16 protein-coding genes are annotated in these 16044 nt (G+C 29.9%); 14 read left to right on the plus strand and 2 right to left on the minus strand.

Annotated elements, in window-relative coordinates:
- Nucleotides 1–55: 55 nt before the first annotated feature.
- The 9 genes from ACTF56_RS11590 to ACTF56_RS11630 all read left to right on the plus strand — a co-directional run bounded on the left by ACTF56_RS11590 (nt 56) and on the right by ACTF56_RS11630 (nt 10883).
- Nucleotides 56–1390: a TlpA family protein disulfide reductase gene (locus tag ACTF56_RS11590; RefSeq protein ID WP_438967073.1), complete on the plus strand. Its 1335-nt coding sequence runs from the start codon at nt 56–58 to the stop codon at nt 1388–1390.
- Between the two features lie 173 nt (nt 1391–1563).
- On the plus strand, nt 1564–2313 hold the full coding sequence (locus tag ACTF56_RS11595; RefSeq protein WP_438967074.1) for a sensor histidine kinase: 750 nt from the start codon (nt 1564–1566) through the stop codon (nt 2311–2313).
- Between the two features lie 128 nt (nt 2314–2441).
- Entirely contained in the window at nt 2442–3071 is a 630-nt protein-coding gene (locus ACTF56_RS11600; RefSeq protein WP_438967075.1) for a hypothetical protein, read from the plus strand.
- Between the two features lie 98 nt (nt 3072–3169).
- The gene (locus ACTF56_RS11605; protein ID WP_438967076.1) at nt 3170–3820 is read left to right on the plus strand and encodes a hypothetical protein; all 651 of its coding nucleotides are present in this window, start codon (nt 3170–3172) and stop codon (nt 3818–3820) included.
- Nucleotides 3821–3991: 171 nt separating this feature from the next.
- Entirely contained in the window at nt 3992–4387 is a 396-nt protein-coding gene (locus ACTF56_RS11610; RefSeq protein ID WP_438967077.1) for a hypothetical protein, read from the plus strand.
- A gap of 567 nt (nt 4388–4954) precedes the next feature.
- Entirely contained in the window at nt 4955–5332 is a 378-nt protein-coding gene (locus tag ACTF56_RS11615) for a hypothetical protein (RefSeq protein ID WP_438967078.1), read from the plus strand.
- 367 nt (nt 5333–5699) lie between these two features.
- Nucleotides 5700–8702, plus strand: a complete 3003-nt coding sequence (locus ACTF56_RS11620; protein ID WP_438967079.1) for an amidohydrolase family protein — start codon at nt 5700–5702, stop codon at nt 8700–8702.
- Between the two features lie 14 nt (nt 8703–8716).
- Nucleotides 8717–10003, plus strand: a complete 1287-nt coding sequence (locus ACTF56_RS11625) for an amidohydrolase family protein (RefSeq protein WP_438967080.1) — start codon at nt 8717–8719, stop codon at nt 10001–10003.
- Nucleotides 10004–10097: 94 nt separating this feature from the next.
- The gene (locus ACTF56_RS11630; protein ID WP_438967081.1) at nt 10098–10883 is read left to right on the plus strand and encodes a TrmH family RNA methyltransferase; all 786 of its coding nucleotides are present in this window, start codon (nt 10098–10100) and stop codon (nt 10881–10883) included.
- Nucleotides 10884–11058: 175 nt separating this feature from the next.
- Here the strand turns inward: ACTF56_RS11630 and ACTF56_RS11635 are convergent, their stop codons facing one another.
- Both ACTF56_RS11635 and ACTF56_RS11640 read right to left on the minus strand, forming a co-directional pair.
- On the minus strand, nt 11059–11862 hold the full coding sequence (locus ACTF56_RS11635; RefSeq protein WP_438967088.1) for a lysophospholipid acyltransferase family protein: 804 nt from the start codon (nt 11860–11862) through the stop codon (nt 11059–11061).
- A 47-nt stretch (nt 11863–11909) separates the two neighbouring features.
- On the minus strand, nt 11910–12551 hold the full coding sequence (locus ACTF56_RS11640) for an NUDIX hydrolase (RefSeq protein ID WP_438967082.1): 642 nt from the start codon (nt 12549–12551) through the stop codon (nt 11910–11912).
- A gap of 70 nt (nt 12552–12621) precedes the next feature.
- Here ACTF56_RS11640 and ACTF56_RS11645 point away from each other — a divergent pair, with 70 nt between their 5' ends.
- Genes ACTF56_RS11645 through ACTF56_RS11665 form a run of 5 tightly spaced genes read left to right on the plus strand, consistent with a single transcriptional unit; the run spans nt 12622 to nt 15795 of the window.
- Nucleotides 12622–13065 carry a DUF4268 domain-containing protein gene (locus tag ACTF56_RS11645; protein WP_438967083.1) on the plus strand — a complete coding sequence of 148 codons (444 nt, stop codon included), beginning with the start codon at nt 12622–12624 and terminating at the stop codon, nt 13063–13065.
- A gap of 12 nt (nt 13066–13077) precedes the next feature.
- Nucleotides 13078–13584, plus strand: a complete 507-nt coding sequence (gene msrB / locus ACTF56_RS11650; protein WP_438967084.1) for a peptide-methionine (R)-S-oxide reductase MsrB — start codon at nt 13078–13080, stop codon at nt 13582–13584.
- A gap of 20 nt (nt 13585–13604) precedes the next feature.
- Nucleotides 13605–14090: a DinB family protein gene (locus tag ACTF56_RS11655; RefSeq protein WP_438967085.1), complete on the plus strand. Its 486-nt coding sequence runs from the start codon at nt 13605–13607 to the stop codon at nt 14088–14090.
- The gene (locus tag ACTF56_RS11660; protein WP_438967086.1) at nt 14078–14752 is read left to right on the plus strand and encodes an NRDE family protein; all 675 of its coding nucleotides are present in this window, start codon (nt 14078–14080) and stop codon (nt 14750–14752) included. The genes ACTF56_RS11655 and ACTF56_RS11660 overlap by 13 nt, the downstream gene beginning before the upstream one ends.
- Nucleotides 14752–15795, plus strand: coding sequence for a D-alanine--D-alanine ligase (locus ACTF56_RS11665; RefSeq protein WP_438967087.1), 1044 nt, complete (start codon nt 14752–14754; stop codon nt 15793–15795). Before ACTF56_RS11660 ends, ACTF56_RS11665 begins: the two co-directional genes overlap by 1 nt.
- Nucleotides 15796–16044 lie beyond the last annotated feature (249 nt).

Below are 16044 nucleotides of genomic sequence, written 5' to 3' on the forward strand. Positions count from 1 at the left end.
TACGTTGTCTCAAAGACTAGAAGATAATTATGTTATTGTTTTGATTAATTAAAAAATGAAAAAAATATTCATTCTGTTTTTGCTGGTTACACACGGTTTATTTGCCCAAACCATCAAGGGTAGTTTTCCGCAACTACAAAATAGCGAAATCTTGTTATTGGGTTTCAACGGTTTTGCAAATAAAGAACTGGCAAAAACCACCACAGATAGTATAGGTAACTTTGAGTTGCAGTATCCCGCAGCATTTGTAGGGGCAGCACTTTTAGATATAAAAAACATCACTAGCGTGATCATCTTGTTGAACCAAGAAAATTTTAAAATGCAATGGGATGATGTTAAAGATTTTAACACCCTGCAATTTAGTAACTCACCAGAAAATGATGCTTTTGCCAATGGTATTGCCATTAATCAAGCTGCAGAAAGTAAACTAAACGGGCTAAAATACCTGTTGCCACAATACGAGAAATTACCCAACCAACACAAGTGGTTGCAAGAGGAAATTGCCAATCAAGAACAGCAATTTACTACCTACTTAAACCAATTGCCCAAAGACAGCTACGCAAAACAGTATCTAAAAATTCGTAAACTCATAACTGATTTTCCCCAAACGGCAAATCGTTATATAGAACGAATGCCAGAACACGAAAAGGATTTTAACGCATTGAATTTTAATGATGAAAAATTATATACTTCGGGTTTAATACAAGAATTGCTTGAAGGTTATTTCCAACTAATGGAAAGTCATCTGAAACCAAAGAAAATGTACCTTCACATTAATGCCAGCACGGATGCCTTAGTGAAAAGTTTAGCTACAAATACTACTTTTCAGCAAGAAGTGGCACAACATTTATTCAATTATTTTGAAAAAAGAAGTTTGTTTCCGGCCGCAGAACATTTGGCATTACAAATGCTCAATCAAACCAATTGCCAATTGTCGGAAAAAAGCACTAATTTATTTGAACAATACAGAAAACTAGCAGTTGGCAAAACGGCTCCGAATATTATTTTTGAGAACAAAGATAATAGAGTAAAGAACTTAAATTTAAAAAAACTAAAAAGCACCTACAAATTAGTGGTTTTTGGGGCGAGTTGGTGTCCTAGTTGTCAAGCAGAAGGACTAGAATTATTAAAACTTTATACTACTTGGAAAGCAAAGAATGTAGAATTAATTTACATAAGCATAGATACAGATAAAACAGCTTTTGAAGAAGCCTACAAAAACACACCGTGGCAAACCTACTGCGATTATAAAGGTTGGGATACCCAAGCTGCAAAAGATTATCATATTTCAGGTACACCGAGTTATTTTTTGTTAGATGCCAACAATACAATTTTGGTACGCCCCAATAATGCAGATCATGCAAATGCTTGGATTAGTCAAAAGTTGTAAAAACTTTGGAATTAAACATCCCTAACCATATCGATTCTCAGTTTTTTTTTAAATTAACATTATAAATTATAAAAAAAATAAAAAAAACTTCCAAATTAAATTTATAGATTTTACTTTAGTATTAAGCTTAATAATCAATCTTTAATAATCTAAAATTAAAAAGAGTAATAACTATGTTAAAAAAAAACACACAAAATAAAATTTTTTCCATTATTTCCCATGATTTAAGAAGTCCTTTTAATGCATTATTAGGATATTCCAACTTTATCAATGAAAATTTTAATCAATTAAGTAAAGAAGAATTAAAATCCTTCATAGCTAAGATAAAAAATGCCGCACAAAACAATTATAATTTTACAGAACAACTTTTAAAATGGTCTTTAACACAACAAAATGGCATTATCATCAACAAAGAACTATGTAGTTTAAATGAAATTGTAGAAAAATCAATTGAAATCATTTTTCCTTTGGCAGACCAGAAAAACATAGCCTTTCACAAAGATTTTCAATTAGATGATAAAGCTAAAGGTTATTTTGATAAAGATATTATTTTCAATGTGCTTTATAATGTAATTTCTAATGCTATAAAATACAGTAAAGACAATAATTCAATTGAAATTAAAACCTACACGAAAAAACAATATTTATACGTAGAAATTAAAGACCATGGAATAGGAATGAGTAGTGAACAGTTAAAAAAATTAAATCAAAATAATGATTTTAATGATTTTAATGATTTTAATTTTATTAAAAATAACAATGTATATCAAGGAGGTTTTGGCCTAACTTATGCCAAAGAATTGGCAAACTTGTATGGTGCTCAGTTGGTTTTTGAGTCTGTTTTAGGAGAAGGGACAACGGTATTAATTTGTTTATCTTTAGAGGATGCTACTTTAGAAAAGGATACAAAAACAAGTACTTAATGATGCAAAAAAGCTTTAAGGAGTAAGTCTTACACTTATGGTTTAATTTACTACACTTATTTATCGGTTCTTTTTTATAAATATTAATGTAATATTTTTAGCATGAATTAAAATAATTACCTATAAAAATGCTACTAAAACCCAACTCTAAAGTTGTACTTCTGTTGGTTTTAATCACCAGCTTCAACCCAACTACTGCCCAAAACAGAACGAAAAGTAAAAACAGTTTTACTCTAGGAACCAACGTCATAGACGATTCTTTTACCTTAAAAAACATGTTGTTTAATATGGAAGAAGAATGGAACGTGCTACCCTACCCTTCTTACTTGGCCTACAACAGAAAAGTAACAGATCACATCTATTTTGAAACGGCCCTTTCCTTAAACCAGTATCAAAAAGGCAAACTGGTTGATGGCTTATTCCTAACTAAGGAACAAAGGTACTTTGCCCTAGATGTAGGTTGTAAGTATAATTTAAACGCCCTTAATTATGGCAATGAAATTATTCCGGGCATTGAACCTTTTGTAGCACTAGGTACTGGTATTACCTCAATTGATAACCTGCCTAGACCAACTGTAAACTATGGTATTGGTTTGTATGTTTGGTTTGCAGATCTTGTTCATTGTGATTGTAACACGCATACTAATTTTATAACTGATTTTGGACTCCTTTTTCAAACTCACGGTAAATCCAGTTTTGAACAAAACAAATATGGCAATCAAATCCAACATGTTTTTGGTTTGGTGTACAGGTATTAGTTTTTATTATAGTTCAATAGCTTTATTTTATAGGTGCTGAACTCAGTTTCTATTTCTAGTAATAAATAAACAAATTAATATAAAACACAACCCAACAAATGAAAAAAACAATTACAACAGCTGCATTAGTATTAGTTACGCTTAATGTTTGTGCTCAAAAAGCAGTAACCATTGATGATAAAGCTACAGCTTCTTATGTAGCACCTAGTTACGTTAAAGACGCTAAAAAAGAATTTCAATTATCCACAGGAGCTTACTTTTTTGATGCCTCAAAAAAAATGGGGGTTTTTAATGTAACTAAAAATACAGAAGGTACATTACAATTTAAATACTTGGGTGAAGAAAAATCAGACGCTATTTTTGAATTATTGAAAGATTTTTTAAATAATGCTACAGCAAGTGGAAAAGAAAACAACAAAGTGGACGAACAAATGTACACATTAGTAGAAAAGCTGGTGGACCAATTAGCAACCAAATCAAATGCATTAAAGTTTTTACAAGCGTCTTTATTCCGTTTGAATGAATCGGCATATAATGAAGATATAGACAATGAAGCTTATACTAAACTGTATGAAATAATCATAAAAACCGCTGCCGAATTGCAAAAGCAAGAATTATTGATAGAAACTCAACTTAAAACTACTGTTGAACATGTAGAGTTAATTCCTAACAAAACAAATGAAGAGTCTAAAAATAAGGAAGTGGTTAAAGAAACCAAAGAGCTTATTTTATCAGAAGATAACAAATAATTAGAACTATATATTTAAAGTTGTGAAATCAAATTCCTAAATCAATAGTTTAGGAATTTGTTGTTTTTAACAGAAAAAAATCTTCACTCTTAATCCCTTTTTTCTGTCATTTATTAATTTCTAAAAAATGTAATTTATTACTGAATTACCTTTATAAAAGAAATAGGTAAAATGATAAGAAAGGTTAGTATTTATAATCAATTGAGATTAAAGTTTCAAAACCCTAAAAAAAGTATTTCAGAATACATGCTTTTTAAGGAACTTCATTTGCATAAATTGAAAAAAGAGATCAAAGAAATTAAACTCTTAAAAGAACGCAACAGAATTCTTAACTTTTTTACATTAGGTTTGTTTCTATTTCATTTCAATTTGTTTTATGCTTCAAAGTTCATTGAAAAAAAGTATTTAATTAGTGCACTTTTTCTCTTTTTCTTTTTTTCTTTTTATAAGTTATTGACCTATCAAATAGTGATTATTTACAAAAGTGGTGGTTGTTCCAAATTTAAAGTTTTATCTAGTGAAAAAGAAGAGGTTTTAACCTTAATGAAAAAAGTAAATAACTCATGAAAGAATCGAGAGCACGATATTACTTAGAAGTTTACTTAAAACTAATCAGACCAAAAAAACAAGGGTATTCTAATAAAGAGATAATTACCTTCTACAGCCAAATTAGTGCCTATTTAACGGATAAAAATATAGGGTTTTGCATTACAAAGTCTGATAAAATTATTGGTAAAGGAATTTGCCTAATAAATGTTGCTTGTTTCACTAATGAACTGTATTTTTTATTGTGTCAATTCAACACTTCTGAAGACAGTTACTATTTTTATGATTTTACATATGACCGTTATTTTTATTCCTCAAAACAAGTGTTGCATACATTAATAAATAAAAGATGCCTGCTTTTTGCCTGAATTCGATCATTTATTCTGAATTAGGTTACAGTTATTAATTTGCTTAAGGTTGAGTAAATAAAAGAAGTAAATTTGAGTGTAATAATAGTTACTGTAAATTTTTATTACACCTTATTATGAGTTATTGATTTTAAATATTGTATGTTTTGTTTTGATATTAGTGTCTATGATATAACTCATTCTAAGGTGTCTTTTTTATTAATTAAATTAATGTTTCATTATGTCCAAAGGAAATAACATACTCATTCATGACAGATCTGGAATATACATGCGTTTAATTCTTAGCAAGTTCCCCTACAATGATGCGCTAGTTTTTACCAATAAATTAGACACTATGCATGAGATAGACTTTAATGAATTTTCGCTTATTATAACCTTCATCAACAACTTTGATGATTTGTGTGATTTTGCCTTTCTTAATGGAAAAAATATAAATCAATTGGTTGGTTGTGGAAACAGTTCCATATTCAATAAATTATTAATGTTTCCCGAAATAGATTTAATCAACCTTTCATTACCCAAAAATGATTTATGCAAATTGTTGGAATTTCACATCAATAAAACCATAAATCCAGAACAAGTTAAATTTTCATCCTAAATAAAACAGTAAAAACCTTTTTTACATCGCATCACTTTTCATAATTAATGTTTGAATAATAATTTTTTTAAAGTTGATGTAACTGAGGTTTTTTAAATTTTTATGAAATCGCCATTAAAAACAAGTTTGCATAAGCAAACACCAATAAATAAAAAGGCGATACCATATATGACCGCTAACAAATAAATTTTACATATATGAAAATAGAACTAAATGAAATTCCATTTGATTCCCAACATACCTTTTTTAAAAACTGCCAAAATAATACACCCCAAAAACCAATAAATCGCTATTTTAACATAATGTAAAGGCTGTTCAATATAAATAATTGCCTATATTTAACCCTTAAAATTAAAAAAGCGATTCTATGCGTTCAATTCAAATTTTGTTTTTATTTCTGGTGAGTCTTACTTTTCAAGCTCAAGAATACTTTCCTAAAAATGATGGAGTTACACAATCCTTCAAAAATCATGTTGCCGTTACCAATGCAACAGTGTATGTATCGGCTTCGCAGTCTATCGAAAAAGCAACCCTTTTATTCAAAGATGGTAAAATTTTAGAAATTGGAACTGCTGTAACCATTCCTAATAATGCAACAATTATTGATGCAACAGGAAAAACTATTTATCCCTCATTCATTGACATGTACAGCGAATTTGGTATTGAAAAACCTCAAGCTACTTTGAGAACTTCAGGTAACTTTACACCTCAATACGACAGTAATCGCGAAGGGTATTATTGGAACGACCACATCAAACCAGAATACAATGCGTTTGAAAATTTAAAATACGATTCCAAAACAGCTGAAAAATTAAGAAATGTAGGTTTCGGAACCGTAATCAGTCATTTAAATGATGGGGTAATTGCGGGTACAGGAACACTTTGGACCTTAAACGATGATGAAAATAACGCTACTAGAATTCTTCAAAATAAAGTATCGCAACATTTTACGTTTAATAGAAGTAGTTTTTCACGACAGTCTTATCCTTCTTCTTTAATGGGAAGTATGGCACTATTGCGTCAAGTCTATCACGATGGCAAATGGTATGCAGAAGGAAATTCAAAAACCAAAGATTTTTCTTTAGAAAGTTTCAACAACAATAAAAACTTGGTACAAATTTTTAATGCAGGAGACAAATTAAACAGTTTAAGAGCCAATAAAATTGCCAAAGAATTTGGAGTTAATTACTTAATAAAAGGTAGTGGTAACGAATTTGAAAAAATAAATGACATTAAAAATACTGGAGCAACCTATATTATTCCTTTAGATTTTCCAAATGCTTACGATGTTTCTGATCCTTATTTGGCACAACAAGTGAGTTTGAGCGATATGCGTTTTTGGAATCAAGCTCCTTTTAATTTAAAAATTTTAGCAGAAAATAATGTCAATTTTGTACTAACAGCTAATGATAATAAAGATGCAAAAGATTTTTTAGCTAACCTAAGAAAAGCAGTTGAATACGGATTGCCGAAAGAAAAAGCATTAGCCGCATTGACCGAAAATCCTGCTAAATTATTAAATCAAACCCAAATAATCGGAACTTTGAAAAAAGGAGCTTTAGCTAATTTTATTATTGTTTCTGGGGATTTATTTGATAGTAAAAGTAAAATTCAAGAAAACTGGGTACAAGGCACAAGAAATATCATCGATAAAATGAATGTTGTAGATGTTAGAGGTGTTTACAACTTATCTTTTGACAATCAAGAATACGAGTTGAACTTAAGTGGTGAATTGGAAAAATTAGAAGCAAAAATTTCAAAAGACAGCTTAAATTATGGGACTAAAGTAACTTACAACGAACCATGGTTAAGTTTGGTAATCAAAACAAAAGATACCGTTCAAAATAATTATTACCGTTTGTCTGGTACTTTTAGTAAGGATGTTTTAGAAGGAAAAGCAGTTCTTGAAAATGGGAAAGAAACCTTTTGGAAGGCAACTAAACAAATGACCGAAGAAAAAAAATCGGATAAAAAAGATAAAAAAGAAGACGATAAAAAAGTTCCAGAAATGATTCCTGTAAGCTATCCCAATTTAGCTTTTGGAAATAACGAAAAGCCCAAACAAGAAAAATTATTGTTTAAAAACGCTACGGTTTGGACTAACGAAAAAGACGGAATCCTAAAAAATACAGATGTTTTAGTAGAAAATGGAAAAATTACATCTATTGGAAAAAATCTTCCAACAACTAACGCAAAGGTAATTGATGCCACTGGAAAACACTTAACTGCAGGGATTATTGATGAGCATTCGCACATTGCCATTTCAAACGGTGTTAACGAAGGCGGTCAAAATTCATCAGCAGAAGTAACCATTGAAGATGTTGTAAATTCTGACGATATTAATATTTATAGAAATTTAGCTGGGGGAGTTACTTCCTCTAACCTACTTCACGGTTCTGCAAATCCAATTGGTGGTCGTGCTGCATTCATAAAATTAAAGTGGGGTTATTCTCCAGACGAAATGCTAGTTAAAGAGGCCCCAAAATACATCAAATTTGCATTAGGAGAAAATGTAAAACAATCCAATTGGGGAAGCGGTCGTTTTCCTCAAACAAGAATGGGTGTGGAACAAGTTTACGAAGATTACTTTACAAGAGCTTTAGAATACCAAAAGGAAAAAGCTTCTAATAAGAAATTCAGATACGATATTGAAATGGAAGTTTTAAGCGAAATTTTAAACAAAAAACGTTTCATAACATGTCATTCCTATGTACAATCTGAAATTAATATGTTGATGAAGTTGGCAGAAAAATATAACTTTAAAATTCAAACGTTCACTCATATTTTAGAAGGTTATAAACTAGCCGATAAAATGGCGGAGCATGGTGTTGGAGGTTCAACCTTTGCCGATTGGTGGGGTTATAAATATGAAGTTAAAGATGCGATTCCTTACAATGCCGCACTTATGAATGGTCAAGGTGTTGTGGTATCTATCAATTCTGATGATGCTGAAATGTCGAGACGTTTAAATCAAGAAGCAGCAAAAGCCGTTAAATATGGTAGTGTTTCGGAAGAAGAAGCTTGGAAATTTGTTACCTTAAATCCTGCAAAATTATTACAAGTAGATGATAAAGTTGGAAGTATCAAGGTTGGAAAAGATGCAGATGTTGTACTTTGGACTGATAATCCTTTATCGATTTATGCTAAAGCAGAAAAAACTGTGGTGGATGGAATTGTATTTTATGATTTAGAAAAAGATACACTAGTTCAAGAAAACATTCAAAAACAAAGAAGTGAATTGATTAATGATTTATTAGAGGCTAAAAATAAAGGATTAAAAACGCAAGCTCCTAAAAAGAAAGAAATTGGACATTTTCATTGTGATACTCAAGGAGAATATTGCAAAATTGCGCATTCTAAATTTCAATAATTAAACAGACAAAAATGAAAAAATACATATTCTTACTATTAGCAAGTACTTTCGCACTAGCGCAACAAACACCTTCGAGCAAACAAACAAAAACAATTTTTATTTCTGGTGCAAGAACACACACTGGAAACGGAACTGTAATAGAAAACGGCTACATTTCGATTAAAGATGGTAAAATTGTAGATATTGGTGATGCCACAAATTTAAAACCTGAGAAACATGATATCATGATTGATGCAACAGGAAAAGAAATTTATCCCGGTTTTATTGCACCTAATGCTACTCTAGGTTTGGTAGAAATTGATGCTGTAAAAGCTTCTGATGACGAAAGTGAAATGGGTCAAATGAATCCACATATTAGAAGTTTAATTGCTTATAATGCAGAATCTCAGTTGATTGAAGCTGCAAGACCAAGTGGTGTGTTATTGGCTCAAATTGCTCCTAGAGGTGGAAGAATTTCTGGAACATCATCCGTAGTACAATTAGATGCATGGAATTGGGAAGATGCCGTTATTAAAGAAAATGATGGGGTACATTTAAATTGGCCAAGAAGTTATTCTCGTGCGGGTTGGTGGGCTGAGCCAGGAGGTATTGAACCAAACAAAAACTACGACAAGCAAAAAACAGAAATTCAAGATTTTTTTGATAATGCTTCTGCTTATTTAATAGCAAACAGTGCTGTTAGAGATATAACTTATGAAGCAATGAAAGGATTAACTACAGGTGAAAAACAACTTTTTATTCATGTTGATGGTGAAAAAGAAATTGTAGACGCTGTTTTGTTTAAGAAAAAAAACAACATTCAAAAAATGACAATTGTTGGAGGATATTATGCGTTTAAAAATGCAGATTTACTTAAAGCAAATAATGTTTCAGTATTGTTAAAAAGAGTGCATGATTTGCCTTTGCTTGAAGATGAAGATGTCAATTTACCATTCAAAAATGCTAAATTATTAACCGATGCAGGAGTTTTAGTAGGTTTGCAAAATCAAGGAGACATGGAACGTATGCAAGTTAGAAATTTACCTTTTTACGCAGGAACTTGTGCTGCTTGGGGAATGGATAAAGAAGCTGCCTTACAATTAATCACATCCAATACTGCTAAAATATTAGGCATTGATACTAATTATGGTACGCTTGAAGCAGGTAAAAGCGCTACCCTATTTATTTCAGAAGGAGATGCTTTAGATATGAGAACAAACAAAGTAACATCAGCATATATTGATGGAAGACTAATTAGTTTAGAAAGTCATCAAACGGAATTGTATGAGCGTTATAAAGAGAAGTTTGAGAATAAATAATTAGATTTTTAAGATTTTTAGATTTTTAGAAAATAGACTTTCTGAAATCTAAAAATCTTAAAAATCAATAGATACTGAAATAAATTCAGCATACATGAAGCAAATCACTTCCGTTCAAAATCCATACATCAAAGCATTAGTGCAATTGCAAGAAAAAGCAAAAGCACGAAAACAATCAGGAACATTTTTAATTGAAGGAAAACGAGAAATTGAATTAGCCTTAAAAGGAAACTACGAAATTGAAACTATTTTATATTGCAACGAACTTTCTTTTCAATCTTTCAATTCTTTAACCTTTCAATCAAAAGAATATATAGAAATTTCAAAAGATGTCTACCAAAAACTAGCTTATCGCGATACAACGGAAGGAATTTTAGCCATTGCCAAAACTAAAAATTTATCACTTTCAGATTTAAAATTACCTGAAAATCCTTTGATTTTAGTATTGGAATCGATTGAAAAACCTGGAAATATTGGAGCCATGCTTCGTACAGCTGATGCAGCGAATATTGATGCCGTAATTTTAGCCAATCCAAAAAGTGATTTGTATAATCCAAATATAGTTCGTTCAAGTGTTGGATGTTTATTTACAAACCAAATTGCATCAGGAACTTCGGAGGAAATAATTGCTTTTTTAAAAGAAAAGAACATCAATTTTTACAGTGCTACTTTACAAAACTCCAACGCATATCATAAAGTGGACTACTCTACTCCAGCTGCTTTAGTTGTTGGTACAGAAGCCACTGGTTTAACCAAAATTTGGAGAGACGAAAGTACCCAAAACATCATAATTCCAATGCAAGGAGAAATTGATTCGATGAATGTTTCTGTGGCTGCAGCAATTTTAATCTTTGAAGCAAAAAGACAACGAGGATTTTAACCCATAAAAAAAGCGATAATAATTAAATCATCGCTTTACAAACAAACTAAATTAAGATAATATACTTTCCCAAATAAAAATATAGTCAAATTTAGTAGAAGTTATTCAAAAAAAATAGGGTTGAAAAACCCTATTTTAATTAATTCAGAAAAATATTTAATAAATAAAATTTAATTTAATACCTCCAAAGTCTTTCTCTATTCAATTTTGCTTCTTCATCTAAAACTTCTGCTGGAATTACTTTTAAAAACGACTCATGTTGTTCAATTGCATATTCAATTTTTTCAACAATAGCATCAACAGAATCATTCTCATAATCAATTTTCAAAGGCTCTTTTATAATCATGGATTGAAGAATGCCTTTTTTCTTTACTCGCAGTCCTTTTCTGTCAAAAGAACGTCTAAAGCCATCAATAACAACAGGCACCACAATAGGCTTATGTTGCATTATAATGTGAGCTGTACCTTTTCTAACAGGTTTAAAAGAACGAGTGGTACCTTGTGGAAAAGTAATGACCCAACCGTCATCTAAAGCAACCTTTATATTTTCAGTATCATTGGGATTCACCTCTCTTTTAACATCTTTTCCTTCAGCTCGCCAAGTTCTTTCGACTGTAATTGCTCCTGCATATGCTAATATTTTTGGCAATAATCCTGATTGCATGGTTTCTTTTGCAGCCACATAATACATATTCATTTTAGGGTTCCACAAATAACCTACATTTTTAATAGTATCTTCTCTACCTTTTAAACTGGCATTAAAAACATGAAACATAGCCACAACATCTGCAAAATATGTCTGATGATTCGATATAAATAAAACATTAGTATCAGGCAAACTTCTTATAATTTCAGAACCATCAATTTGCATTTGATTAAAACCTCTATAACGCCTATGAGTTAATCCTCCAGCAATTCGAATTAACCATTTCTTTAAGAATAATATTTGTCCAAAAGGATTTCTTTTAAATAATCCCATAGTAATTTTCATTTTTTTAACAAGAAAGCAAATGTAATAAATCGTATTTAAAAAATGACATTTTTAAGACTTTCCTTTAATTCACTCATCATCATTGCGGTAGCACCCCAAACTACATATTTTTCAACCATAAAAGCTGGAACTTCAATATCTGTAGCATAAGATGTTGTCATTTTTACTTTAGTAACCGTGTTTTCATCTAAAAATAATTCTAAAGGGAACTCTAAAACACGCTTTACTTCGGTCAAATCAGGTGTAAAACTCAATTCATGATGAGAAACTCCCATATATGGATAAACCAAAAAGTTACTAGGAGGAATATAAATTTCACTAAAAGGCTTAATTACCTTAATTTTTTCTGGGGAAATTCCAACTTCTTCATGAGTTTCCCTCAAGGCTGTTGCTTCATAATTTTCATCATCCAGTTCCACTTTTCCACCAGGAAAACCTATTTGAGAAGAATGTACACCTGGATAAGTATTTCTTACAATTAATGCCAAATGTGTAATCCCATTTTTTGGATAAAAGAGCATTAAAACTGCTGCTTTTTTTGGCATCTTATCTAGATAATTCATTTCCCTTAAAAAAGAAATTCGCTCTAAAGGAGCCATTTTTGCATGTGCATCTGAAGAAAGTAACTTTTCTTTGGCTATTTTTGGTAAAAATTTCACAAATTCATCAAAAAGCATAACTATTTTTTATATTTTTCAAACTTAAAGATAGTTTAAAATAATTACTTTTAAAATATTCCATAAAAAAATGTTTAGTAAAGAAGAAGCACAACGTATTAAAAGAGAATTTTGGGTGTCATTTGCTGAAGAAAATCCTAGAAAATGGCTTTTGTACAATACAAAAATTAAAGATGTAGCCTTTAAGTTCTATGTCGATAATAAAAAAGCACAAGTTTCACTTGAAATAGAACCAAAAGACGATAAAAATCGTATAATATATTATGAGAAAATTGAATCATTGAAAACTATTTTATTGGAAGAATATTTGCCCGATGCGATTTTTGAAAGAGATTTATATTTAGAAAATGGAAAAGTAATTAGTAAAATTTGGGTAGAAAAAAACCAGGTAAGCAGCAATAACAGAAATACTTGGCCAGATATTTTTGATTTTTTTTCCGATAATATGGAGCGATTTGAAAGATTTTTTTACGAATATGAAGATTATATTAAAGATTTAAAAATTAATACATAAAATAAAATACTTATGAAAAATTTAATAATAATACTATTTCTAGTGAGTTTACAATCGTGTAAATCTCAATCTAAAGATGCAGATAGTATAGAAACTAAAAAGCCAGAAGTTGTTAAAACAGACGAAGAATGGAAAAAAGAATTAACTCCATCACAATATAAAGTTTTACGAGAAAAAGGTACCGAAAGAGCTTTTACAGGTGAATATTGGAATCATTTTGAAAAAGGTTCCTATGTATGTGCAGCTTGTAATAACAAACTTTTTACATCTGATACTAAATTTGAATCTGATTGTGGTTGGCCCTCTTTTGATCAGGCGATAGAAGGTTCTGTTATATATAAAGATGATTCTTCATTTGGTATGTCGAGAACTGAAGTCATGTGTGCCAAATGTGGTGGCCATTTAGGTCATGTTTTTGATGATGGGCCTCTAAAAACTACTGGAAAACGCTTTTGTACCAATTCAATTTCAATTAAATTTGTACCCGAAGAAACAACGACCGAAAATCAAAATAAGTAATCACTTTTTACTATTAGAACATGCTAATTAACGCTATTAAAGATAATTTTGAACAAATTACGCAATTGTTGAGTCAGCTTTCAAATGAAGATTATACAGAATCTCATCCCGAATTGAGTAATGCTACCATTGGTGAACATACAAGACACGTCATCGAATTATATCAATGTTTATTAAAGAGTTATGAATCAGGTATAGTCAACTATGATTTAAGAGAACGTAATTTATTGATTCAATCCAATACCAATTATGCTATTGAAATTATTAGTATGTTGTTAAATGAAATAGAAAAACCAAATAAAGATTTTATTTTACAACAAGGAAAAAATATTGATTTCAGTGTTACAACCAATTACGAAAGAGAATTGTTGTACAATCTTGAACATAGTATTCATCACCAAGCTTTAATTAAAGTAGCTGTTTTAAAAAATAAATCACTTCAATTAGATGAAAATTTTGGAGTAGCTAAATCAACTATAGAATATAGAAATCAATGTGTACAGTAAGCTTTGTTCCATTAAAAAATGGTTTTTGTTTAACTTCAAATAGAGACGAAAAAACTACGCGTCAAAGAGCAATACCACCAACAAAATACATCATCAATAATAAAGAAATTTATTTTCCTAAAGATCCTAAAGCAGGCGGTACATGGTTTGCTCACGACAATAAAAATACAATTGTCTTGTTAAATGGTGCTAAGGAAAAACATGTTGATAAACAAAGTTATAAAAAAAGTAGAGGTATTATAGTTTTAGATTTAATAACATCTAATGATATTATTTTAGAATGGGATACTATAAATCTAGAAGATATTGAACCCTTTACAATAGTACTATTTACGTGTGATAAATTATATGAACTTCAATGGGATGAAACTGAAAAAAAAAACAAGGAATTAGATATAAATGCATATTACATTTGGTCTTCTTCCACTTTATATTCAAAAGAAATAAGAAATGAAAGAGCCCGTTGGTTTTCAAATTTCATGGATAAAGAAAATGAAATTAATGCTGATAAACTTTTAAAATTTCATCAATTCACAGAAGGGAATAACAAAAAATACGGACTACAAATTGAGAGAGAAAATAATTTAAAAACAGTCAGCATCACTCAATGTCAAATAGTAAACAACCAACCCAATTTTAATTACATAGATTTATTAGACTAATGATAAAACCTCGATTATTTTTACATAAACTTACAAATTGGGAATATTGGCCTTATCAAGTTTTATACACTCCAGTATACTTTCAGTATTTATATTATGCTTTCAGAACAAGATCTTTTTTCTTTTTCAATGCCTCAAATCCAACAATCAAAAATGGAGGTTTTTTTATGGAATCTAAAAAAGAAATTTACGATTTAATTCCACAAGAATATTATCCTAAAACCTTGTTATTTAATGCTAGAGAAGATATTAATAAAATCAGTGAATCGATACGAAATATTGGAATCAAATTTCCTTTAATCGCTAAACCTGATATTGGATTAAGAGGTACTGCTGTAAAAAAAATAAATAATTTTCAAGAATTAAAAAAATACGTAGAACATGCCGATTTTGATTTTTTAATTCAAGATCTTATTCCATTTGAAAACGAAATAGGATTATTTTATGTAAAATTACCTAAATCTGATAAAGGAACCTTGACGGGAATAGTTTCTAAAGAATTTTTAATTCTAAAAGGAAATGGTAGCAATACAATAAGAGAATTATTAAAAAAAGACCCACGATTTGAATTACAAATTCCAGCAATACAAAAAGAATTTCCAGATATAATAGATTCAATCTTAGAAGAAAATAAAATTTTAAACCTTGTTCCTTATGGAAATCATTGTAGAGGTACTAAATTTGTTGATGCTAGTCATGAAATAACACCAAAGATGATTGAATCATTTAATAAAATATGTTCAAAAATTAATGGTTTTCATTTTGGTAGAATGGACATAATGTATAACAATTATAAAGACCTTGAAGAAGGAAAAAACTTCCAAATTGTTGAAATTAATGGTGCAATAAGCGAGCCTACGCATATGTACGATCCAAAACATTCTCTTTTTTACGGTTGGAAAGAATTAACGCGTCATTTTCACTACATGTATTTAATCAGTAAAGAAAATCATAAAAATGGTGCTAAATATTTGACCTTTAAAGAAGGTATAAATGAATTCAAAAATCATCATAAACATTATGATAAAATATTAGAATTTTAATTTACGATCCAATTCAGAGAGTTGGATTTTTTATGCGTGTTACACTAGGCCAGGCTATCCACACTCGCTTTTTTTTCTCGTTATTACAACGAGACAAAAAAGAGCTCATACAATTGCTCCAAACACAGTTTACTGAACTCCCATAAAAAATATTTACTTGGTGAAGTAATCTTTCACGCAATCTTCGTTAAAAACGGTAAATTCTTTTTAAAAAATATTTAAATGAATAAAAACTAAAGGATTTATAAC

The organism is Flavobacterium sp. (assembly GCF_965657075.1).
In the GTDB taxonomy this organism is placed as follows: domain Bacteria; phylum Bacteroidota; class Bacteroidia; order Flavobacteriales; family Flavobacteriaceae; genus Flavobacterium.